At 65.1% G+C, this 21,589-nt stretch carries 17 protein-coding genes and 1 riboswitch; of the genes, 4 read left to right on the top strand and 13 right to left on the bottom strand.

Annotation, left to right across the window (positions count from 1 at the left end):
- Window positions 1-67 precede the first annotated feature (67 nt).
- Window positions 68-421 carry a YraN family protein gene (locus ACZ5U1_RS00520; protein ID WP_464778916.1) on the bottom strand — a complete coding sequence of 118 codons (354 nt, stop codon included), beginning with the start codon at window positions 419-421 and terminating at the stop codon, window positions 68-70.
- Entirely contained in the window at window positions 418-1,260 is an 843-nt protein-coding gene (rsmI, locus tag ACZ5U1_RS00515; protein WP_464778915.1) for a 16S rRNA (cytidine(1402)-2'-O)-methyltransferase, read from the bottom strand. Before rsmI ends, ACZ5U1_RS00520 begins: the two co-directional genes overlap by 4 nt.
- Window positions 1,261-1,271: 11 nt before the next feature.
- Between rsmI and ACZ5U1_RS00510 the strand changes: the two genes are divergently transcribed.
- Complete coding sequence (locus tag ACZ5U1_RS00510; protein WP_464778914.1) at window positions 1,272-2,474, top strand: penicillin-binding protein activator; 1,203 nt, start codon at window positions 1,272-1,274, stop codon at window positions 2,472-2,474.
- 93 nt (window positions 2,475-2,567) lie between these two features.
- On the opposite strand, the gene ACZ5U1_RS00505 is transcribed toward ACZ5U1_RS00510, so the two are convergent.
- Both ACZ5U1_RS00505 and ACZ5U1_RS00500 read right to left on the bottom strand, forming a co-directional pair.
- Complete coding sequence (locus tag ACZ5U1_RS00505; RefSeq protein WP_464778913.1) at window positions 2,568-3,347, bottom strand: ABC transporter ATP-binding protein; 780 nt, start codon at window positions 3,345-3,347, stop codon at window positions 2,568-2,570.
- On the bottom strand, window positions 3,341-4,336 hold the full coding sequence (locus tag ACZ5U1_RS00500) for a FecCD family ABC transporter permease (RefSeq protein WP_464778912.1): 996 nt from the start codon (window positions 4,334-4,336) through the stop codon (window positions 3,341-3,343). The genes ACZ5U1_RS00505 and ACZ5U1_RS00500 overlap by 7 nt, the downstream gene beginning before the upstream one ends.
- A 38-nt stretch (window positions 4,337-4,374) precedes the next feature.
- On the opposite strand from ACZ5U1_RS00500, the gene ACZ5U1_RS00495 reads away from it, so the two are divergent.
- Window positions 4,375-5,217: an ABC transporter substrate-binding protein gene (locus ACZ5U1_RS00495; RefSeq protein ID WP_464778911.1), complete on the top strand. Its 843-nt coding sequence runs from the start codon at window positions 4,375-4,377 to the stop codon at window positions 5,215-5,217.
- Between the two features lie 36 nt (window positions 5,218-5,253).
- On the opposite strand, the gene ACZ5U1_RS00490 is transcribed toward ACZ5U1_RS00495, so the two are convergent.
- Window positions 5,254-7,089, bottom strand: a complete 1,836-nt coding sequence (locus tag ACZ5U1_RS00490; protein ID WP_464778910.1) for a TonB-dependent receptor plug domain-containing protein — start codon at window positions 7,087-7,089, stop codon at window positions 5,254-5,256.
- A gap of 168 nt (window positions 7,090-7,257) precedes the next feature.
- A riboswitch (cobalamin riboswitch) is annotated at window positions 7,258-7,518 on the bottom strand.
- 27 nt (window positions 7,519-7,545) lie between these two features.
- On the opposite strand from ACZ5U1_RS00490, the gene mobA reads away from it, so the two are divergent.
- Window positions 7,546-8,082 carry a molybdenum cofactor guanylyltransferase gene (mobA, locus tag ACZ5U1_RS00485; protein ID WP_464778909.1) on the top strand — a complete coding sequence of 179 codons (537 nt, stop codon included), beginning with the start codon at window positions 7,546-7,548 and terminating at the stop codon, window positions 8,080-8,082.
- Between the two features lie 84 nt (window positions 8,083-8,166).
- On the opposite strand, the gene cobA is transcribed toward mobA, so the two are convergent.
- From cobA to ACZ5U1_RS00450, 7 genes are all read right to left on the bottom strand, one after another.
- Window positions 8,167-8,949 (bottom strand): uroporphyrinogen-III C-methyltransferase, encoded by a 783-nt coding sequence (gene cobA / locus ACZ5U1_RS00480; protein ID WP_464778908.1) that lies wholly within the window; start codon window positions 8,947-8,949, stop codon window positions 8,167-8,169.
- The gene (locus tag ACZ5U1_RS00475) at window positions 8,936-11,548 is read right to left on the bottom strand and encodes a molybdopterin-dependent oxidoreductase (protein WP_464778907.1); all 2,613 of its coding nucleotides are present in this window, start codon (window positions 11,546-11,548) and stop codon (window positions 8,936-8,938) included. Before ACZ5U1_RS00475 ends, cobA begins: the two co-directional genes overlap by 14 nt.
- A 124-nt stretch (window positions 11,549-11,672) precedes the next feature.
- The gene (gene nirD / locus ACZ5U1_RS00470) at window positions 11,673-12,008 is read right to left on the bottom strand and encodes a nitrite reductase small subunit NirD (protein ID WP_464778906.1); all 336 of its coding nucleotides are present in this window, start codon (window positions 12,006-12,008) and stop codon (window positions 11,673-11,675) included.
- A gap of 5 nt (window positions 12,009-12,013) precedes the next feature.
- Window positions 12,014-14,521: a nitrite reductase large subunit NirB gene (gene nirB, locus ACZ5U1_RS00465; RefSeq protein ID WP_464778905.1), complete on the bottom strand. Its 2,508-nt coding sequence runs from the start codon at window positions 14,519-14,521 to the stop codon at window positions 12,014-12,016.
- A gap of 392 nt (window positions 14,522-14,913) precedes the next feature.
- Window positions 14,914-16,158 carry a nitrate/nitrite transporter gene (locus ACZ5U1_RS00460; protein WP_464778904.1) on the bottom strand — a complete coding sequence of 415 codons (1,245 nt, stop codon included), beginning with the start codon at window positions 16,156-16,158 and terminating at the stop codon, window positions 14,914-14,916.
- Between the two features lie 349 nt (window positions 16,159-16,507).
- Complete coding sequence (locus tag ACZ5U1_RS00455; protein WP_464778903.1) at window positions 16,508-17,722, bottom strand: CmpA/NrtA family ABC transporter substrate-binding protein; 1,215 nt, start codon at window positions 17,720-17,722, stop codon at window positions 16,508-16,510.
- A complete protein-coding gene (locus ACZ5U1_RS00450; protein WP_196225292.1) occupies window positions 17,719-18,300 on the bottom strand; it encodes an ANTAR domain-containing response regulator in 582 nt (193 codons plus the stop codon). The genes ACZ5U1_RS00455 and ACZ5U1_RS00450 overlap by 4 nt, the downstream gene beginning before the upstream one ends.
- Before the next feature lie 187 nt (window positions 18,301-18,487).
- Between ACZ5U1_RS00450 and ACZ5U1_RS00445 the strand changes: the two genes are divergently transcribed.
- Window positions 18,488-20,065: an ABC-F family ATP-binding cassette domain-containing protein gene (locus ACZ5U1_RS00445; protein ID WP_464778902.1), complete on the top strand. Its 1,578-nt coding sequence runs from the start codon at window positions 18,488-18,490 to the stop codon at window positions 20,063-20,065.
- A 10-nt stretch (window positions 20,066-20,075) separates the two neighbouring features.
- Here ACZ5U1_RS00445 and ACZ5U1_RS00440 read toward each other — a convergent pair whose 3' ends face one another.
- Complete coding sequence (locus tag ACZ5U1_RS00440; RefSeq protein ID WP_464780060.1) at window positions 20,076-21,554, bottom strand: DHA2 family efflux MFS transporter permease subunit; 1,479 nt, start codon at window positions 21,552-21,554, stop codon at window positions 20,076-20,078.
- Window positions 21,555-21,589 lie beyond the last annotated feature (35 nt).

The raw sequence follows: 21,589 nt of genomic DNA, 5'->3' as shown, positions 1-21,589 counted from the left end.
GCTTGGGCAACGTCTCCCACTTCTCGACTGCGCTCGAAGCGAACGGGTGTGGAGCATGAGGCGGGTTTCACCCCCCATGCCAGACATTCGCCAGATGGCGTGGCGGGCGCCCCGGCGCAAGGAGGATCACGTCGATCCGCATGTCATCGCCGGGTTTGGCGAGGTCGTAGAAGAGCATTTCAGCGGCGGACGCGACACGGGACAGGCGGCGTTCGTCTATCGCAAGGTCAAGATCGGCGGCGGTGGCGCGGGCCTTTACCTCGACAAAGGCGAGCATCGCGCCCCGTCTTGCGACAAGGTCCACTTCCCCCGCAGGCGTGCGCAAGCGGCGGCCGACGATCTGCCAGCCTTTAAGGCGCAGCCACCATGCGGCGATCCGCTCCGCCTGCCGTCCGCGTTGTTCGGCCTGTTGGCGCTTCACCCTTTCAGTTCCAGCGCGCGGTCGTAGAGGGCGCGGCGGTCTAGGCCGAGTTTCTTGGCGACTTCTCCGGCCGCCTTGGAGACGGGGAGCCGCTGCATCGCCTCGATCAGCGCAGCGTCGGCGTCCTCGGCGCTGGCGGGCGGGGCTTCGCCGGGTGGGCCGACGATAACGACAATCTCTCCCTTGGGCGGGGCGTCGGCATAGCGGGCGGACAGTTCGCTCAATGTGCCGGTGCGGGTTTCCTCAAATGTTTTGCTGATTTCTCGGCTGACGGCGGCTTCGCGGTCGCCCAACCCCTCCGCCATGGCGGCGAGGCTTTCCGACAGGCGCGGGCCGCTTTCGTAGAAGATGAGCGTGGCGCGCAGGGCTGCGACCTCGGCGAGCGTGTCGGCGCGGGCCTTTTGCTTGGCGGGGAGGAAGCCCATGAAGAGGAAACGGTCGGTGGGAAGCCCCGACAGGGTAAGCGCGGCGATGGCGGCGCTGGGGCCGGGCAGCGTTATGATGTTGCGACCGGCGGCGCGCGCGTCACGGACGAGCTTGTAACCGGGGTCGGAGATCAGCGGCGTTCCGGCGTCGGACAAGAGCGCGACCGATTCGCTCGCCATCCGCTCGATCAGGCGGGCGCGGACGCCTTCGGCGCTGTGGTCGTGATAGGGGATCATCGGGCGATCCGATCCCGCATGGCGCAGCAAACGTGCGCTCACCCGTGTATCTTCCACGGCGATCACATCGGCAAGGCGCAGGACTTGCGCGCCGCGCGGGCTAAGGTCTCCGAGGTTGCCGATCGGCCCCGCAACGATGTAAAGCCCGGGCTCCAGCCCAGAAGTTGTATCTTCCATAAGGACGCCAGATGACAGAGACGGATGCCCTCCGGCAAGCGGACATGTTCGCGGCAATGAAGCGCGGTGCGCGTATCCTGTTTGCTGCCAGCGCTTTGCTGGTCGCCGCCTGTCAGTCGATCGTGCCGCGTGGACCGGGTCCGGTGCGGCCGACGGAGCCTGTTCCGAGTGGCCCTGACGTGACGCAGGGCCTGCCCACCGACACGCTGCGCCATCGCGTCGCACTGCTGGTGCCGATGAGCGGTCCTAATGCCGGTGTTGGCCAGTCGATCGCCAATGCGACCACGCTGGCGCTGCTGGATACCAAGGCGGACAAGGTGCGCATCACCACCTATGACACCAGCATGGGTGCGGCGGCGGCGGCGAGCAAAGCGCTGGCGGAGGGCAATCGCCTGATCCTGGGGCCGCTGCTGGCGGAAGATGCGCGGGTCGTGGGGCCGATCGCTGCAAAGGCCAATGTGCCGGTGATCAGCTTTTCCAATGATGTGAGCGTCGCGGGGAACGGCGTCTACATCATGGGATACAACCCCAACCAGTCGATCGAGCGCGTGGTCGAGTTCGCCAAGGGCAAGGGGCTGTCGAAGTTCGCGGCGCTGGTGCCCAAGGGCACGTATGGCGAGCGGTCGGGCACATCGCTGCTGCGCGCGGTCGAGGGCGTGGGCGGGACGGTCGTGTCGATGCAGACGTTCGACCGGACGCCTGCTTCGATGACGGCAGCGGTCAAGAAGTTGCAGGCGTCGTCCAGCTATGACGCGCTGCTGATCGCTGACAGCGGGCGCGTGGCGTTGCAGCTTGCCCCGATCGTGCGGAAGAATGGCGGCGCGACGGCGCGGCTGCTGGGGACTGAACTGTGGAATACGGATCGCGGGCTGGCGTCCGCTCCGGCTTTGCGGGGCGCATGGTTCGCCAGTGTGTCGGACGGGCTGTATGGGCAATTGGCGGGGAAGTATCGGGCGCGTTATGGCAGCGCGCCGTTCCGCCTGTCGGCGCTGGGTTATGACGCGGTGCTGCTGACCGTGCGGATTGCGCGGGATTGGAAGCCGGGGACGGTGTTCCCGACGGCACGGCTGCGCGATTCGGGCGGCTTTTCCGGCATTGATGGCGCGTTCCGGTTCGGGCGCAGCGGGATTGCCGAGCGGGCGCTGGAAGTGTCGGAGGTGGGTGCCGGGACCTATACGGTGGTGGCTGCGGCGCCCAAGGCTTTTGGGGAATAACTCACCTCTCCCCGTTCGGGCTGAGCTTGTCGAAGCCCTTCTCTTCAAGAACAAGAAATGGGCTTCGACAAGCTCAGCCCGAACGGGGTTGGTTTAGTTCTTGATCCGCCCGGTCGGGAGTATCAGCGGCCATTCGCCGTCAGCCTCGATGCAAGCCGATATGCCGTATACTTCGGCAAGGCTCTGTTCGGTAAGGACCTCCATCGGCTTGCCCTCGGCAATCAGTCGACCGTTGTCCATCAGCAACAAGCGGTCGCAATAGCGTGCCGCCATGCCAAGGTCGTGCAACACCGTGACCACCAGCGACCCGGCCCGCGCTTCGGCCTTGAGCAGGTCCATGACGTCCAGCTGATGCCCCGGATCAAGCGCGGCGAGCGGTTCGTCGGCGATGAGAGCAGGCGCGCCCACAGCCAGCGCGCGGGCGAGGAGGACGCGGGCGCGTTCGCCGCCTGATAGCTCGGTTGCGATTCGGCCTTTCAAATGCAGCACATCGGCGCGGGCGAGCGCGGCATCGACCATCGCTCCGTCTTCGGGCGAGAGGCGGGACAACGGACCCAGATGCGGCATGCGGCCGAGCGCCACCAGCCGTTCGACGAGCAACGGCCAGTGCAACGTCTGGCCTTGCGGCAGATAGGCAACCCGGCGCGCAATATCCTTGCGGCTGAGACTGGCGATGGGAAGGCCGTCGATCGACACACCGCCGCTTTCCATGCGGACGAGGCCGAGCAACGCGCGGATCAGCGTCGATTTGCCAGCGCCATTGGGGCCGATGATGCCGATCAGTTGCCCCGGCTCCAGCACCGTAGTGACGCCGGTCACGGCGGCATGGCGGCCAAGGCGAACGGACAGGTCTTGCGTGCGGATGGTCACCATAGCCGCCGCTCCCGCATCAAGTGGACGAGGAAGACGGGGACGCCGAGCAATGCAGTCAGGACGCCTAGCTTCAATTCGCTGCTGGTGGGGATGAGGCGCACGCCGATGTCGGCCAGCGTCAGTAGCGCCGCGCCGCCGAGCAGCGAGGGGAGCAGAATGGCCGAAGGGGAGCGATCCGTCAGTGGGCGGACGAGGTGAGGGACGATCAGGCCGACGAAACCGATCGCACCCGACACCGCCACTGCTCCGCCGACGCCGATGGCGACGCCCAGCATCATGCGCAGCCGCGCTTTGGACAGGTCAACGCCCAGCGCCTGTGCGCCCTCCTCCCCCAAGGTCAGCGCATCGAGGCTGCGGCCGTCGGCGATCAGCAGCGCAGCGCCGAGAAGGACGCAGGGCAGCGCGATCCATACATGGGTATAGCTGCGATTTTCGAGGCTGCCCATCAGCCAGCTCATGATCTCCATGGCCGCGAAGGGATTGGGCGAGAGGTTGAGCGACAGACTAATCCCCGCCCCGGTCAACGTCGCGACGGCGATGCCCGCGAGAATCAGCGTCAGCGGACTTTCGGACGGCCCCGCCAGCAGGAACAGGGCCGAGATCGCGATAAGGCTGGTGGTGATGGCAAGGACCGGCAGGATCGCAGGATGAAGCTGCGCAAGGCCGAAATATAGCGCGCACACGGCGCCGAGCGCAGCCGCGTTGGAAGCGCCAAGAACCGACGGTTCGGCGAGCGGATTGCGGAGGTAACCCTGAAGCGCGGCTCCCGCGAGACCAAGCATCGCGCCGACGATGAGGCCGAGCAGCATGCGCGGCAGGCGCAGGTCGATGAGGATGGCGCGCGCGACCTCATCCCCTCCGCCGGTGAGGACAGCAAGGATGCGGGCGGGAGAGAGAGGCACCGCGCCCAGCGTGAGCGAGCCCAGCCCCGCCAGCAGGGTAAGCATGATCAGGATGGGGAGCAGTAGCGGGCGGCGGCGGGCGCTCATGGCTTGCTTCTCCGCTGCCGCTGGCTAGAGCAGAGCGCGTGCGTGCTACAAGGATCATCGCGGCGCTGCTGGCGCTTGGCCTGACCGGCGCTGCGCCCGCGCCGCCACGCCGCATCGTGTCGCTCAACACCTGTTCCGACCAATATGTGCTGGCGCTCGCCGATCCGGGCCAGATCGCGGCTCTCAGCCCCTATGGTCACGACCCCGAACTGTCGGCGGCGGTCGCCAAGGCGCGGCGCTTTCCGGTCCTGAAACGCCCGGCCGAAGAGGTGCTGGCGTTGCGGCCCGACATTGTGATCGGCTTTCCCGATGGCGCGGGCAGCGTGGTCGGCGCGCCGGATGGCCGATGGCGCAAGCTGGGGCTGGCGAGCGCGGACAGCTTCGCCGCCATCCGCGACCAGATCCGGCAAGTGGCGGCTGTGGTGGGCCACCCCGCGCGGGGCGAAGCGATGATCGCGGGCATGGAGCGCGACCTTACCGCCCTGCCCCGGTCCCGGCGCGGCGGCGTCGCTGCCTATTATCAACGGCGCGGCTATATGACCGGGACCGGCACTTTGGTCGATGAGCTGATCCGGCGCGCGGGCCTCACCAACCTTGCGGCGAAGCTTGGCAAACCCGCGCTGGCGCAGGTGCCGCTGGAGCAGATGATCGCGGCCAAGCCCGACTATCTGATCGTGGAAGAGGGCAGCGAGAGGGTCGTCGATCAGGGGACGGAAATGCTGCATCACCCCGTGCTGCGATCCATCCCCCGCATCCGCGTGCCGCAAGCCTGGACCGTGTGCGGCGGTCCCGCCTATGTGCAGGCCGCGCGCAGCATCATCGCGCAGGCGGATGCCGCAAGCAAAGGCAGGGCGCAGCCAAAGGCCGCGCCCCTGCGATGAAGGGGGGCGGTCGCCCACCCCCTTCACCTTCTACCGTCAGAAGCGGACACGCACGCCGCCATAGGCCGACCGGCCGTAGGTGCTGTAGCCATAGACGGTCGCATATTCTTCATCCGTAACATTGTCGATGCGGCCGTAAATCTCCAGATGCTCGTTGATCGGCAGCGACGCGCGCAGGTCCAGCCGCGCATAGCCATCGATCCGCTGGGTGCCGGACGCATTATTGTAGCTGTCGCTGGCCATCAGCAACGTCGCTCCGGCCGACAGTCCGAACTGCCAGCGATAGTCGGCCGCGAGGCTGACAACATTCGTCGGGCGGCGCGGAAGGCGAGCGCCCGTGTCGCGGTTCCGCGCATCGACATAGCTATAGGAAGCCGTGACAGTCAGCGCTTCGACAGGCTTCAGCGTCAGCATGGCCTCCACGCCCTTGGCACGCGTGCGGCCCAGATTGAAATATTGCGAGGTGCCGAAGTCGAAATCGATCTGGCCGTCGATGGTGCGGCGAAACGCGGTGATCGAGATCGTGGCCTGATCGCCGCCAAGCTGCTGGTCGATGCCAATATCATAGCTTTTCGACCGCTCCGGATCGAGCGCTGCATTGCCATAAGTCGGATCGTAAAGCTGATACAGCGACGGGGCGCGGAACCCCTCGCCATAGCTTGCGCGCACATTGGTGAGGCCCTGATTGGGCGAATAATTGGCGTTGGCGCCGAAGGTGGTCGCTCCGCCGAACTGGCTGTGATCGTCATGGCGCACGCCGCCGGTCAGGGACAGACCGGCGAAGGGCTTGACCACGGCCAGCGCATGAACGCTGTCGATATTCGCGCCAGCATCGCTGTAGACATTCTGGCCTGCGAAGGAATCGAAGAAGAAGGAGTCATATTCCGGCCGTTCATGGTCATATCCCAGCAGCAGCTTGGCCCTGTCGATGGGTTGGAAGACGGCTTGATATTCGAACCGCAACGTCCTGCCAGTAAAGCCGGAAGGCCCGAAGGGAGACTCATAGCTGCGCTCCGCGCGGAACCAGGTGACCGCCGCCCGCTGCGTCAATTTGGCGTCGAAAGAGGCAAGGTTCAGCCCTGCATAGCCGATATATTGGTCAAGCTTGCTGCTGTCGGTTGTGTCCGCAGGCGCGCCGAAGAAGATGTCGGTGTCGAGGTCCGCATGGATATAATAGCCGCGCAGGTCGAGGCTGAGATTGTCGGTGAAGGCGAGCTTCAGCTTGGCATGGGTGGCGATGTTCTCATAGCCGTCCTTCTCCGTGCCGCCTTTGGCCGCGGAGATGCCATCGGTACGGAAATAGGCGACGCCAGCGCTGGCTGAGGCAATCCCCGCGCTGCCCGAGATGTCGGCTTTCGCATTCAGCGTATCGGCATAGCCATATTCAACCGAAGCGTTGCCGCCCAAGCCTTCGCCCGGTTCGGCGGACATGATGTTGACGACGCCACCGATGGCCTGGCTGCCATAGACGACCGAGTTGGAGCCACGCAGGATTTCGATGCGACGGATGTTGCCGGTCAGCAGATTGCCGAAGTCATAGGCGTCGCCGATGACGCTGGGGTCATTGATCTTGACGCCGTCGAGCAGCACCAGCGTCTGCGTCGTTTCCGCGCCCCGGATCGAAATGCCAGTCACGCCGCCAACGGCATCGGCGCGGTTGAGGCGAATGCCGGGGGTCGTGATCAGCAGGTCCGCGACGCTGACATTCTGGCGCGTTTCGATCGTCTTTTCGTCGATCACGGTCACCGCCTGACCGACCTCGTCGGTGGGTTGCTCGATGCCGAGCGCGGTTACGACGATCTCGTCCGCGTCTGCGGCGAGCGCGGGGGTGGCGGCGAGGAGCGCCAGCAGTGAAATTCCGGTCCTGATCATGTTCTGTCTTCCCTGAGCGCCATGCGACATGAGCCCAGGGCCTGCCGCTTGCGCGGCCGGTGTGCGGGAAGAAGAGACGCCAGCCCCGTCACGCGCACCGATGCGGCCCTGCGCCGCTTCGTCGCTCAGACGGAAAACCGTGCCCGGACCGATCCCTGGACCCAAGGCAAGAGCGACCATGCGCCGGTAGGTTTCCTGGCTCGCGGGTCGTCGCGGTGATGCACGCCTTCCCGGACTTTTGGTCCAGTGGCTGGTCCCCCTCGCCTCCCCCTTTGAAGGCTTGCGGGTTTCCCTGTGCATCGCGCTCGCCGCTTACAGTTGCAGGGACAGCCGCGGAGTTGGACGGTGATCCCGTCCGCACCGCATTCCCTTTCCCGCGCGATCTTCATGTCAGCGGTTGCCCGCTCACGCGGCGCGCCATAGGGGAAAGTGAGGCTATTGCCAAGGAGTGGATCGATGCGATTGCTGGGCGCGGTGCTGGCGGGTGGGCAATCCAGCCGGTTCGGGAGCGACAAGGCTTTGGCGCTGATGCCGGACGGGCGCACGCTGATGGAGCATGCGGTGGCGGCCATCGCGCCGCATGTGGAGGCGGTGGTGGTCTGCGGGCGGAGCGTCGATGGGCTGACGGGGCTGGCGGATCGGCCAGCGGCGGATATGGGGCCGCTGGGTGGGCTGAACGCGGCGCTGCATTACGCGCTGGGCCAAGGCTATGACGCGGTGCTGACGACGGGGTGCGACATGCCCTTCTATCCGGCGGCGCTGGTGGAGGCGCTTATGGGTGAAAGTGCGGCAGTGTTGAAGGGGCAGCAGTTGGCGGGCTTCTGGCCTGCGTCGCTCGCGGACGAACTGGACGCGCATCTGGCGGAAGAGAATAGCCGCTCGATCTATGGCTGGCTGGATCGGATCGGCGCGCGGCTGGTGGAGCGGCCGGAACTGGTGCTGCCGAATATCAATCGGCCGGAGGACTTGGCGCACTGGCGCGAGCCGAACTGAGCTTGCCGAAGCCCCCTCCCTTCCTTCCAACTAAGTTCGGGGGCGTTCGGCAAGCTCAGGGCAAAAGTTGCGGCGAGCCGGTCTTCAAAGCGGAAGAGCGACGCTGGCTGCAACCTCTACTGGCATGGACGTGCCCGCCACCGCTTCGCCGATCAGCAGCAGGGTCGGGTCTTCGTCGCTGATCGTGGCAACGAGGAAGGCAAGCGCAGACAGCTTCCCCCGGATCAGGCGTTCGGTGGGGAGGGAGACGTTGACCGCCACCATAACCGGCGTTTCGGGATCGCGTCCGGCGGCGATCAGCTGGCGGCTGATCTCTCCAGCGGCGGCACGGCCCATATAGATGCCGAGCGTACCGCCGGGACGGGCCAGCGCTTCCCAGTCGAGCTTGAGCGGTTCACCGGCTTTCAGATGCGCGGTCACCAGCGTCAGGCCCCGTGCCTTGCCGCGCAGGGTGAGCGAGGCGCTACCGCTTGCGGCCGCTGCGCTGGCGGTGGTGATACCGGGGCAGATGTGGAAACGGATGCCGTCGGCGGCCAGATGCTCCATCTCTTCGGATGAGCGGCCGAATACCGACGGGTCGCCGCCTTTGAGGCGCACGACGCGCTTGCCTGCTTTGGCGGCGGCGAGGAGGAGGTCGTTGATGCTTTCCTGCGCCTTGCTGTGGCGGCCGGAGCGCTTGCCGACGCTGACCCGCTCGACGCCTTGCGGGATAAGGTCGAGGACGCCGGGGCCGACGAGGGCGTCGTAGAAGACAATCTCGGCGGCGGCGATCAGCTTTTCGGCCTTGCGAGTGAGGAGGTCCGGGTCTCCCGGCCCTGCGCCGACCAGCCAGACTTCACCGGGGGCGATAAGGTCATTCTGCTGCATGAAGGGCCTCCTGCGGGATTTGGGCGAGGATGTTGGCGAGTGCGGGACGGCAGGACCCGCAATTGGTGCCCGCGCCGATCGCCTTGCCGATGGCGGGCACGTCGACCAGGCTCTGGTCGCGGATGGCGGCGACGATCTGGTTCAGGCCGATGTCGAAGCAGACGCAGATGGTCGGCCCCTTGTCGGGCTGGTTACCGGGACCACGCGCGGCGAGGACGGATGCGCCAACCTCTTCCGCTTCCAACTGGCCAATGAGCCAGTCGCGTGAGGGGAGCAGGCCGGTGCGGGTGACGAAGAGGACCGCTGCCAACTTGCCTTCGCGGATGATGGCGATGCGGCGGGTGCCGCGCGTCATGTCGACGGCCTCGACACGGTCGCCCTTGGGCAGGCAGGCTTCAAGACGCACGGGGTCGCCATTGCCCGCGACTTCGTAGAGCGCACCGCCCGGAACGGTCACCTTCGTGGCCCATAGGCAGGGGATTTTGGCGGGCTGCTCTCCGCGCAGGATGAGGAAGCCCTTCCACTCCGTCGCGACCTTTTCGATGCTGGCGGGCGTCGATTTGAAGCCCGGCTGACCCGAATGAGGATCGACCAGCGGGCGCGGCAGCAGGCCGGTGCGACCGCCGGTCGAGACCTGATCGGTCCAGTGGATCGGGGTGAAGATTTCGCCCACGCGCTGGCCTTCGCTGAAAGCCACGCGGAAGATGCTGTTGCCCTGCGCGGTCTGGACCCGGGCGAGGTCGCCGTCGCAAATGCCCAGTTCCTCGGCATCCTTGGGGTGGATATCGACCAGCGGCTCTTCGCGATGGCGGGCGAGCTTGGGCGACAGGCCGGTGCGCGTCATGGTGTGCCACTGGTCGCGATAGCGGCCGGTGTTGAGCGTCATCGGCCACTGCTTGAGCGGCTCCTGAAGGTCCATCTGCTTGGTGAGGACCATCCGCGCCTTGCCGTCCGGCGTTGAGAAACGGCCGTCGGCGAAGGGCTTCTCACCACCCCAACGGAATGGCTCCATCGCTTCATAGGCATCATTGCCGATGGTGGCGTGAGCGCGCAGGTTGAGGACACGCTGGCCGTCATTCTGATAGGCGGTCAGGCGCGCATGTTCACGCCAGATATCGGCAGGCCGGTCATAGGCAAAGGCATTGCGCCAGCCCATGCGGCGGCCGACTTCCTTGATGATCCACCAGTCGGGCTTCGCCTCGCCCGGCAGCGCCAGGAAGGGGCGCTGGCGGCTGATGGTGCGGTCGCTATTGGTGACGGTGCCATCCTTTTCGCCCCAACCGGCAGCGGGCAGGCGCACATCGGCATGGACGCTGGTGTCGGTGTCAGCGATGATGTCCGACACGACGAGGAAGGGGACGGACTCCAATGCCTCTCGTACGCGACCCGCGTCGGGCAGCGAAACGGCGGGGTTGGTCGCCATGACCCAGAGCGCCTTGACCCGGCCTTCGTTGATCGCGCGGAAGAGATCGACGGCTTTCAGGCCCGGCTTCGTAGCCATGTTCGGCGCGGCCCAGAAGCGGCCGACGCGTTCCACATTTTCCGGCGCGAAGTCCATGTGGCTGGCGAGGGTCGAGGCAAGGCCGCCGACTTCGCGGCCGCCCATGGCGTTGGGCTGGCCGGTGATCGAGAAGGGAGCAGCGCCCGGCTTGCCGATGCGGCCCGTCGCAAGGTGGACGTTGATGATCGCGTTGACCTGATCGGTGCCACGGATCGACTGATTGATGCCCTGGCTAAACATCGTGACGGTACGCGGGGTGGCGGCGAACAGCTTGAAGAACTGCTCCAGCAGCGCGGGGGCAATGTCGCAGGTCTTCGCGGTCGTCCACAGGTCGTGGCCGGTGCGGATATGCTCCCAGAAGCCTTCGGGCGCGTTGACGTGATCGCCCAGGAAGGCGGGATCGGTGATCCCCTCTGCGTCGCACCACGCCAGCAGGCCGTTCATCAACGCGACGTCGGTGCCCGGCTTCACCGGCAGATGGAGGTCCGCGCCTTCGCAAGTCTCTGTGCGCCGGGGATCGATCACGACCAGCTTGGTGCCGCGCGCCGCACGGGCGGCCTGAATGCGCTGATAGACGATCGGATGGCACCAGGCGGTGTTCGAACCGACCAGCACGATCAGGTCCGCTTCCTCCAGATCGCCATAGGTGGCGGGCACCACATCTTCACCGAACGCACGGTTGTGCCCCGCCACCGCGCTCGACATGCAGAGGCGGCTGTTGGTGTCGATATTGGACGTGCCGATGAAGCCCTTCATCAGCTTGTTGGCGACATAATAATCTTCGGTCATCAGCTGACCGGAGACATAGAAAGCCACGCTGTCGGGACCGTAGCGGTCGATGGTATCGCGGAACTTCTTCGCGACGAGGTCCAGCGACTTGTCCCAGCTGGCGCGCTTGTTGCCGATCATCGGGTGCAGCAGGCGGCCGGTCAGGCCCACCGTCTCGCCCAGATGCGTGCCCTTGGAGCAGAGGCGCCCGCCATTGGCCGGATGCGCCTCATCGCCCTTGATCGTAACCGACCGGGGGCCGGTCGGCGTGGCCGAGATGCCGCAACCAACGCCGCAATAGGCGCAGGTGGTGCGGATGGCCTCTGTCATGTTCTTACCTCTTCGTCCCGAGGAACAGGAATTGGGTGGAGGCGCTTGCCGCAAGGGATGGCCAACAAGACACCCCCACCCGGGTCCCCGCCGTTATGGCTAGGGACCGGAAGCTTGATGCTCGTCAGGCTGCTGCCTTCATCGCCGTCGGGCGAGCGATCAGGATGCGACCGCCCTCCTCTTTCACGGCGATCGTCGGCGTGCAGCCTTCGTCATTGCCCTGCGCCTCGCCCGTTTTCAGAGCGATGTTCCAGTTGTGGAGCGGGCAGGCGACGCTGTGGCCATGGACGATGCCTTGGCTGAGCGGACCCTGCTTGTGCGGGCATTCGTTGACCAGCGCGAAGACCTTGTCGTCGCTGGTGCGGAAGACGGCGATTTCCTTTTCGCCAGCGATTTGCACCGTGCGAGCGCCGCGCTGGGGAATGTCGGCCAGCGTTCCGATGTCGATCCATGTCGTCATGTCGTTCACTCCGCAGCGATGGCGATGGGGTCGAGATGCTGGTGCAATTCTGCATTCGCACCGGCTGCGCGTTCGGCCCAGGGATCTTCCTGAGAGAAGCTCTGCGAGTAGAGGAAGCGTGCCCGCAGAGCCTCACGGCCTGCTTCATCTTCCACGATACGCTGCTTCACATATTCGACGCCGACACGCTCGATCCAGGGCGCGGTGCGCTCCAGATAGCGCGCTTCCTCGCGGTAAAGCTGGGTGAAGGCGGCGCAATAATCCAGCGCCTCCTGCTCGGTCGCGACCTTGCAGAGGAAGTCGGTGGCGCGGACATGGATGCCGCCATTGCCGCCGACATGCAGTTCATAGCCGGAGTCCACGCAGACCACGCCAAAGTCCTTGATCGTCGCCTCCGCGCAGTTGCGGGGGCAGCCGGATACGGCGATCTTGAACTTGTGGGGCATCCACGACCCCCAGGTCATCCGCTCCGTCTTGACGCCAAGGCCGGTGGAATCCTGCGTGCCGAAGCGGCACCATTCGGACCCGACGCAGGTCTTCACCGTGCGCAGCGACTTGCCATAGGCGTGGCCCGACACCATGCCAGCGGCATTGAGGTCGGCCCAGACGGCGGGCAGGTCTTCCTTCTTGATGCCGAAAATGTCGAGACGCTGGCCGCCGGTGACCTTCACCATCGGCGCATCATATTTCTCGACCACATCGGCGATGGCACGCAGTTCCTTGGGATTGGTCAGGCCACCCCACATGCGCGGTACGACCGAGTAGGTGCCGTCCTTCTGGATGTTCGCGTGCATGCGCTCATTGACGAAGCGGCTCTGCTGATCATCGACATACTCGCCGGGCAGCGCGCAGAGCAGATAGTAATTGAGCGCCGGGCGGCAGGAGGAGCAACCGTCGGGGGTCGACCAGTGCAGCTTCTGCATCACTTCGGGGATCGAGCGCATATTCTGCGCGACGATCTCGCGGCGAACATCGTCATGGCCGAAGCTGGTGCATTTGCACATCGTCTTGGGACCGGACTGGACGTCGTCGCCCAGCACCACCGCCAGCAGGTTCTCGACCAAGCCGGTGCAGCTGCCGCAGCTGGCCGACGCCTTGCAGGTGGCGCGCACCGCATCAAGGCTGCATGCGCCCTTTTCGATGCAGCCGACGACCTGGCCCTTGCTGACGCCGTTGCAGCCGCAAATCTCGGCATCGTCCGAGAGCGCCGCAACGGCCGCCTTAGGGTCCAGCGCGCCTCCTCCAGAGGCGAAGGCCTGACCGAAGATCAGCAGGTCGCGGATTTCGCCGACATCCTCCTCGCGCTTCAGGAGGTCGAAATACCAGCCGCCATCGACGGTATCGCCGTAAAGAACGGCGCCAATGATCTTGTCGCCCTTGACGATGACGCGCTTGTAAACACCGCGCGAGGCGTCGCGCAGGACGATGTCCTCGCAGCCTTCGCCGCCCGAAAAATCACCGGCGGAGAAGACGTCCAGACCGGCGACCTTGAGTTTGGTCGAGGTGACCGAACCCTTGTAGCCGGTGTGCTGATCGGTGAGGCCGTCGGCCAGGCTGCGGCACATGTCCCACAGCGGCGCGACGAGGCCATAGACATTGCCGTCATGCTCGACGCACTCGCCGACCGCCAGCACGTCGGGGTCGCTGGTGACCATATGGTCATCGACCTTGATGCCGCGATTGACTTCCAGACCGGCTTCCCGGGCCAGCGCCGTCGAAGGACGGATGCCCACGGCCATGACGACCAGGCTCGCGGGGATTTCCGTGCCGTCCTTCAGGCGGACGCCCTCGACCTTGCCGTCGCCATAGATGGATTCGGTGTTGGCACCGGTCAGGATAGTCTGGCCCCGGCCTTCCAGCGCGGACTTCAGCAACCAGCCAGCCGCTTCGTCCAGTTGCCGCTCCATCAGCGTGTCCATGAGGTGGATCACGGTGACCTTCATGCCGCGCAGGGTCAGGCCGTGTGCGGCTTCCAGACCCAGCAACCCGCCGCCGATTACCACTGCATTGCCGCCCTTTCCGGCGGCTTCCAGCATGGTATCGACATCCTTCATGTCGCGGAAACTGATGACGCCCGGCAGGTCCTTGCCCGGAACCGGGATGATGAACGGATCAGAACCCGTCGCGATCAGCAGCTTGTCATAGCCAACAGTGCGACCCGACTGACTCGTGACGGTTTTTGCGGTGCGGTCGATTGCCGTCACCGGATCACCAGCGATCAGCTCGATGCCGTTCTCATCATACCATTCGCGGCTGTTGATGACGATGTCGTCAAAGCTCTTCTCGCCCGCCAGAACCGGCGAGAGCATGATGCGGTTATAATTCACATAGGGCTCAGCGCCGAAGATCGTGACGCGATAGCGCCCCGCATCCCGTGCCAGCAGTTCCTCGACCGCGCGGCAACCGGCCATGCCGTTGCCCACAACAACCAGATGTTCGCGAACATCGTCGGAGGGCACGAAGATATCCTCTTCGTTGGCCGTCTCCGGTCCGGTGTTGTTCTGAAAATCCATCCCTTGACTCCAGACAATAAAAAAAGCCGCCATCCGGACCCCTGGGCTTTGAACCCAGGAGTCTGGATGGCGGCTTTGCCATCATTAACGCTTTGACGATCCAACCGTGGATCACCGCAGCTATGTCAGTAGAGGACAACCTTGTCCTTCGCAGCGCAGCATAAATGAAACGTAGCTGGGGTCAAGCGATTCGGCAGAAAAGTTAGAGATTGCGCTCAGCTTCCACCTTTTCACCGTTCGCCCTGAGCTTGTCGAAGGGCTTCACTTCTGAGGAAGAAAAGGGCTTCGACAAGCTCAGCCCGAACGGAGGTAGAGCGGTTCTCATTGCCCAAAAACAAGGGCGGCGGCTCCTCTTTCGAGTGCCGCCGCCTCTCCTCTCCGGTAAGCGTTGATCAGATGCGCGCGCCGGTGCTCCAGGTCGCGCGCCACTTGGCACGCACCAGCGAGATGCCGAGGAAAGCGACCACGGCAAGGCCCGCGAAGATCAGGAAGCCGGGCGCGAAGCTGCCGGTGAACTGCTTGGCGATACCCAGCGAGGAAGCGAGGTAAAAGCCGCCAATGCCGCCCGCCATGCCGACCAGGCCGGTCATGACGCCGATTTCTTCCTGGAAGCGCTGCGGCACCAGCTGGAACACCGAGCCATTGCCCACGCCCAGCGCGAGCATCGCGGCGACGAAGAGGCCCAGAGCAGCGACCAGCGTCGATGCATAGGACACGCCCGCCAGCGCCAATGCAGCAGCGATATAGACGATCATCAGCGCCTTCACGCCACCGATCTTGTCAGCCAGCGCGCCGCCCATGGGGCGAACCAGGGAGCCAGCGAACACGCAGCCCGCGGTGCAGTAACCCGCGATGATCGGGGTAAGGCCGAACTGGTCGGTGAAGTAGATCGGCAGCGAGGCGGCCAGACCGACGAAACCGCCGAAGGTCACCGAATAGAAGCCCATCAGCCACCAGGCGTCGGCGGTCTTCAGCGGGCGGAAATAATCCACCAGCTTCTTGGGCGCGGGCGCGTTGGGCGCATTCTTCGCCATGAACATGTACAGGACAAACACGATGGTCAGCGGAATGCAGGCAAGACCAAGCACCGCGTTCCAGCCGAACAGCTTGCCAAGGATCGGCGCGAACAAGGACGCCAGAACCGTGCCCGAATTGCCCATGCCGGCAAGACCCATCGCCTTGCCCTGATGCTCAGGCGGATACCAGCGGCTGGCCAAGGGCAGCGCAATGGCGAAGCTCGCCCCGGCAAAGCCCAGGATCACGCCCAGCGCCAGCGTCCCGCCGAAGCTGTTCACGCCCATGAACCAGGCGGTGAAGAGGCCAACGATCACGATGACCTGGCTGATCGCGCCTGCTTGCTTGCAACCGATGCGATCCACCAGCAGCCCGTTGACGACGCGCAACAGCGCCCCCGCCAGCGTGGGGACAGCGACCATCAACCCCTTTTCAGCGGGGGTGAGGCCCAGCGTCATGGAAATGGAGGGCGCAAGCGGCCCCAGCAGCACCCACACCATGAAGGCGAGGTCGAAATAGAGGAAAGCGGCAATCAGGGTCGGCGTGTGGCCAGCTTTCCAGAAGCTGGTCGGGCCGGTTTCCCCCTCGGCGCCTTTCTCGCGATCCCAATAAGCAGTTGCCATGACGAGGTCCTTCAATCTTTGTGAAATGGACACAAAAAAAGCCGCTCTCCGGACGCCCGTTTGCGACGGGACCCGGCCAGCGGCTTTGCTGCAAATAGTGTTTGGGGAGAGCGCGACCCCATCCTTGGGCGTGCTCATCCATAAACGCGCTTCGTCGCGCGACCTTTGCCTTATCTAATGATTCGCTTCATGTTGCAAGGCACAATTTTTCTGATCCTCCCTGCGCCGAAGGCGTGGGGAGGGGGACCAGCCGCAGGCTGGTGGAGGGGACAATGCGCAACGTTGCGAACTTCCCCTCCACCACTCGCTGTGCGAGCGGTCCCCCTCCCCATCTGCCGATGGGGAGGGTTTAGAAACTCTTCAGGAAATCCTCGATATGTTCGGGGTCGAATGTGCGGCCGTCGAAGAAACGATCGGGGCCAAGCGTCAATTCGCCCCGCTTCGAGCCCACCGCCAAAGGAGATGCGACGGCGCCTTCCACCTTCATGCTGGCGCCGGGAATCGGCACATTGCTTTCGGCCAGCGCGCGGCGGAAGATGTCGGGGCGGAATACCGATGCCGCCTTGGCCGCGTTTTCAGGCGTATGATCCACCATCTTCCAGCGGGCGAGTTGCGAATAGAGCCACAGCGCCTGACTGCGCCAGGGAAAGGGCGTCGCTTCGCGGGAGAACAGCATGAAGTCCGGCCTGTCGAGCGGTGGCATTCCCGGCCGTGCGACAATGCGGCCAGACAGTGCGCGCAGGATAAGGTCGGCGGGCTGATCGACAAAATGCGGCTGCGACAGGAGGTGCGCGAGCGCTTCATGATTCGCCGGGTCGTCGCACCATGCGGCGGAACGGACGAGCGCGCGGATCAGCGCATCGACGGTTTGCGGATTTTCCTCCAGCCAGGGCGTGCGGAAGGCCAGCACCTTTTCCACGCCGCGCCGCCAGATGCGCTCGCCAATGGCGACAGCTTCGGCAAGGCCCGCTTCGACGGCAGCGCTGCCCCAGGGTTCACCAGCGATGAAACCGTCAATTTCGCCCCCGCGCAGGGCCTCCACCGTCAGCGAGGGCGGCACCACGCGCAACAGCACGTCGCGATCCGGATCGACGCCCGCGCTCGCCAGCCAGTAACGCAGCATGATGGCATGGCTGGAAAAGCGGTGGACGACGCCGATCACCGGCTTGCGTTTCCACAGACCGATGGCGGCAGCGAAGTCATGGGCGGTGCCCAGCGGATCGTCGAGCCGGGCGGCGACATCCGGGTCGAGCGCCTGCGCGAACTCGCGCGCCATCACCAGCATGTTGCCATTGACATTGAGCTTGTAGGGCGCGGCAAGCGGCGCGGGCTGCTGGCTCAAACCCAGCGTTACCGCGATGGCGAGCGGGGCGAGCATGTGCGCGGCCTGCACCTGACCGAAGATCAACCGATCGCGCAACGTCGCCCAGCTGACCGTGCGGACGAGATCGAGGGCAATCCCCTCCTCCTCGGCGAAACCCTTTTCCCGCGCAACCGCCAGCACGGCGGAATCGGTCAGCGGCAAATAGGCGATGCGCAGGCAAGTCGTCCCAATGCTCGTCATAACCCCCCTCCCAACAGGTCGCTGGCGGTGATCAGTGCCTGGGCGACATCCACGATCTTTTTCCCCTGATTCATCGCACTCGACCGCAACAGCGCATAGGCGTCCGGTTCGCTGATACCACGCTGGCTCATCAGGATGGACTTGGCGCGGTCGATGATCTTGCGGTCGGAAAGCTGCGTCCGCGCCTCGTCCAATTCGGTCTGGAGCCGGGCGAAGGCGTTGAAGCGGCGGACGGCGAGCTCCAGCACCGGCTTCACGCGCTCCTTGCGCAGGCCATCGACCACATAGGCTGACACGCCCGCGTCGATCGCCGCGCCGATCATGGACTCGTCCGACTGATCGACGAACATCGCAATCGGCCGGGCGAGCGCGCGGCTGACCGACAGCATTTCTTCCAGCGTGTCGCGGCTGGGGCTGCCAAGGTCCATCAGCACGACGTCGGGCGCCATGCGTTCGAGCCGCGCGACGAAGCCGCCGCGCGGGGGGACGATGTGGATATCGTCATAGCCCGCCTCACGCAGTCCTTCTTCGAGAACCGTCGCGCGCAGGCCGCTGTCATCGATGATGACGATTCGCATTTGGACCCAGCCCTTTTGGCCCTTCAGTGACGGCGATGCTGCGCCGCGTCAATCGGGGCAAACGCCGCCGGTTGCCAGTGGAACGCCCCTGCTATATTAGCACAAGCCTGTTTCCGGAGGATCATAATCATGGACTTGCACCTGATCGCACAGCCCCAACGCTCTGCTTTCAGGAAGTTTTTTGTCCATGCCTGCGATTACTCTCTCTCATATCAGCTGGTCCGCGCCTGACGGGACCACCGTCCTTAGCGACCTTGATTTTCGTTTCACTTCCGAGCGGATCGGACTTGTCGGACGCAATGGTGTCGGCAAATCGACGCTGCTCGCGCTCATTTCGGGAAGGCTGAAGCCCAGCGGCGGCAGTGTCCAGCTGGACGGGACGGTGGCCGAACTGCGGCAGACGGTGCAGGTCGAGCCGAGCGAGACGATCGCCGACCTGTTCGGCGTGCGCACAGCGGTGGAGCTGCTCTCCAAGGCCGAGCGGGGCGACGCGGACATGGCCGAGCTGGAGGCGTGCGACTGGACGCTGCCTTCCCGCATGGAGGAGGCGCTGGCGGAGGTGGGGCTGAGCGTTGGACCCGATGCGCTCCTTTGCCAATTGTCAGGCGGCCAGCGGACACGGGCGGCGCTCGCGGGGGCGATCTTTGCCCGGCCCGATTTCCTGCTGCTGGACGAGCCCACCAATAATCTGGATGCGGAGGGGCGCGCGGCGCTTATCGCTTTGCTCGCGCGATGGCGGGCGGGCGCGATCGTGGTCAGCCATGACCGGGCGCTGCTGGAGGAGATGGAGGCGATTGCCGAGCTGACGACGCTGGGCATCAGCCGTCATGGCGGGAATTTCTCGTCATGGCAGGCGCGCAAGGCGGTCGAACTCGCGGCGGCCGAGCAGGACTTGGCCCATGCCGAACGGCATCGGAAGGACATCGCCAAGCGGACGCAGGTCGCGGCAGAGCGAAAGCAGCGGCGCGACGCCGCCGGGGCGCGCAAAGGGGCCAAGGGCGACATGCCGCGCATATTGATCGGCTTGAGGAAGGACCGGGCCGAGGGCTCAGGTGGAGAGGCGGCGCGGCTGGCCGAGCGTCTGCGCCGGGAAGCCATACAGGCGGCCGAGACCGCGCGGCAACGGATCGAAGTGGTCGAGAGCCTGACCGTCGCCCTGCCCTCCACTGCCGTTCAAACGGGTCAGAGGATCGTGACGCTGGACCATGTTACCGCAGGACATGATGCCGACGCGCCGGTCCTGCGAGAATTGTCCCTGCGCGTCAACGGGCCGGAACGGATCGCGATCAGCGGGCCTAATGGCGCGGGCAAATCCACGCTGCTCCATGTGATCGCGGGTAGCCTGCCTCCCCTGGCGGGGAAGGTCGAGCGGCCGGTGGCCTGCGCGCTGCTGGACCAGAAGGTGGCGCTGCTCGATCCGGGAGCCAGCATCGCGGATAATTTCGCCCGCCTGCACCCAAATGCGACACATAACGAAGTGCGGGCGGCACTGGCGCGCTTCCGCTTTCGGGCGGATCTGGCGTTGCAACAGGCGGGTAGCCTTAGCGGCGGGCAGCTGCTCCGCGCCGGGCTGGCTTGCGTGCTGGGAGATGCCAGCTTGCCGCCGCTGCTGATGCTGGACGAGCCGACCAATCATCTCGACCTCGACAGCATCGCGGCGATCGAACAGGGCCTGCTGGGCTATGACGGCGCGCTGATCGTGGTGAGCCATGACGCGGCTTTCCTGCGCGCCATTGGCATCAGCCGGGAGATAGGCTTGCCTTAAGGCGTAACCCTTAGTGAGCCGCCGACATATCCACCTGCCCGGTCGGCTTGGGCGCGAACCAGACCAGCGCGCCCGCCAGGAGCAGCACCAGCGCGGCCACGAAGAAGACATGGTTCATCGACAGGATCGCTGCTTGCTGATCGACCAGATTGGCGATCATCTGCGGCGTCTGCTCAGCCGACAGCCCGGAACCCGCGAGCTGCGAACCCACGTTCGGATCCAGCGCGGACACCATCTCGTTGCGCGCGACACGCTGGCCATTGCCCCAGCCCGTCAGGACGATGGATGTAGAAATCGCCACCGCCAGCGTGCGCAGGAAGCTTTGCATGCCCGCCGCCGACGCCATCTCTTCCGGCCGCACCGATCCCAGCGTCAGGGTGGTCAGCGGGATCATGAAGAACGGCATGGCAAAACCCTGGACGATCTGCGGCATCGACAAAGTCCAGAAGTCGGCCGTGCTCGTCCATTCCGATCGCCACATGGTCGCCATGCCCATCCAGATCACCGACCCCGATATCAGCAGGCGCACATCAATCCTGCCGACCGAGCGACCGGCAAAGGGTGCGGCGACGATCGCGGTCATTGCCGTGAAGGCGGTGACGAACCCTGCGGAATAGGCAGGATAGCCCATGGACATCTGAAGCCATTGCGGGGTGATGACGATCCCGGCGAAATAGGCGCCGAAGCATAGCGACAATGTCAGTACGCCCGATGTGAAGCCGACATGGCGGAATACCCGCAAATCGACGATCGGATGCTCCTCCGTCAGTTCCCAAATGATGAAGACGAGGAAGCCGATCGCGGCCATCACGGCCAGCGCGACGATCATCGGATCGCCGAACCAGTCATGATCGCGGCCGGTGTCCAGCATGATCTGGAGGCAGCCGATCCAGAATATCAGCAGGGCAAGGCCGATAAAGTCGATGGGGAGCTTATGCCGTTCGGTTTCGGCGGGGCGCAGCAGCGCCATCGCTGCGAATACGCACCCCGCCGCGATCGGCACGTTGATGAAGAAGATCCAGTGCCAGCTCCAATTGTCGCTGATATAGCCGCCGACGATCGGCCCGACCGCCGGCCCGGCGAGCGTGGTCATGGCCCACAGCCCCATCACCTTTGCCCGCTGTTCGGGTGGGTAGATGCGCATCAGCAGCGTCTGCGACATAGGCATCAGCGGGCCGCCGCACAGCCCCTGCCCGATACGGCAGGCGACGATCATGCCGAGCGTCGTCGAAAGGCCGCAGAGCAGCGAGAATAGCCCGAAGCCGATCATGCCCCAGATGAACAGGCGCACCGTGCCGAACCGCTGGGCGAGCCAGCCGGTCAGCGGCACGCAGATCGCCTCCGCCACGGCATAGGATGTGATGATCCAGGTGCCCTGGTCAGGCGTGATGCCCAAATTTCCGGCGATGTGCGGCACCGACACGTTCGCGATCGTCAGGTCCAGCACGACCATGAAATTGCTAAGCGCCAGCACGAACCCGGCCAGCATTCGCCGCCGGGGGTCGAGGAAAAATCTCTCCGCCG

The organism is Sphingobium sp. TomTYG72 (assembly GCF_055394715.1).
This window is presented reverse-complemented; position numbering and strand designations above follow the sequence as displayed.

Bases quoted from the DNA above. Each gene is read 5' to 3' on its own strand.
- ACZ5U1_RS00460 (WP_464778904.1), bottom strand. From the start codon at position 16,158: ATGGCAACTGCTTATTGGGATCGCGAGAAAGGCGCCGAGGGGGAAACC.
- ACZ5U1_RS00490 (WP_464778910.1), bottom strand. From the start codon at position 7,089: ATGATCAGGACCGGAATTTCACTGCTGGCGCTCCTCGCCGCCACCCCC.
- ACZ5U1_RS00500 (WP_464778912.1), bottom strand. From the start codon at position 4,336: ATGAGCGCCCGCCGCCGCCCGCTACTGCTCCCCATCCTGATCATGCTT.
- ACZ5U1_RS00455 (WP_464778903.1), bottom strand. From the start codon at position 17,722: ATGACGAGCATTGGGACGACTTGCCTGCGCATCGCCTATTTGCCGCTG.
- ACZ5U1_RS00510 (WP_464778914.1), top strand. From the start codon at position 1,272: ATGACAGAGACGGATGCCCTCCGGCAAGCGGACATGTTCGCGGCAATG.
- ACZ5U1_RS00440 (WP_464780060.1), bottom strand. From the start codon at position 21,554: ATGCTGGCCGGGTTCGTGCTGGCGCTTAGCAATTTCATGGTCGTGCTG.
- nirD (WP_464778906.1), bottom strand. From the start codon at position 12,008: ATGACGACATGGATCGACATCGGAACGCTGGCCGACATTCCCCAGCGC.
- ACZ5U1_RS00445 (WP_464778902.1), top strand. From the start codon at position 18,488: ATGCCTGCGATTACTCTCTCTCATATCAGCTGGTCCGCGCCTGACGGG.
- cobA (WP_464778908.1), bottom strand. From the start codon at position 8,949: ATGCAGCAGAATGACCTTATCGCCCCCGGTGAAGTCTGGCTGGTCGGC.
- ACZ5U1_RS00475 (WP_464778907.1), bottom strand. From the start codon at position 11,548: ATGACAGAGGCCATCCGCACCACCTGCGCCTATTGCGGCGTTGGTTGC.
- nirB (WP_464778905.1), bottom strand. From the start codon at position 14,521: ATGGATTTTCAGAACAACACCGGACCGGAGACGGCCAACGAAGAGGAT.
- ACZ5U1_RS00505 (WP_464778913.1), bottom strand. From the start codon at position 3,347: ATGGTGACCATCCGCACGCAAGACCTGTCCGTTCGCCTTGGCCGCCAT.
- rsmI (WP_464778915.1), bottom strand. From the start codon at position 1,260: ATGGAAGATACAACTTCTGGGCTGGAGCCCGGGCTTTACATCGTTGCG.
- ACZ5U1_RS00450 (WP_196225292.1), bottom strand. From the start codon at position 18,300: ATGCGAATCGTCATCATCGATGACAGCGGCCTGCGCGCGACGGTTCTC.
- mobA (WP_464778909.1), top strand. From the start codon at position 7,546: ATGCGATTGCTGGGCGCGGTGCTGGCGGGTGGGCAATCCAGCCGGTTC.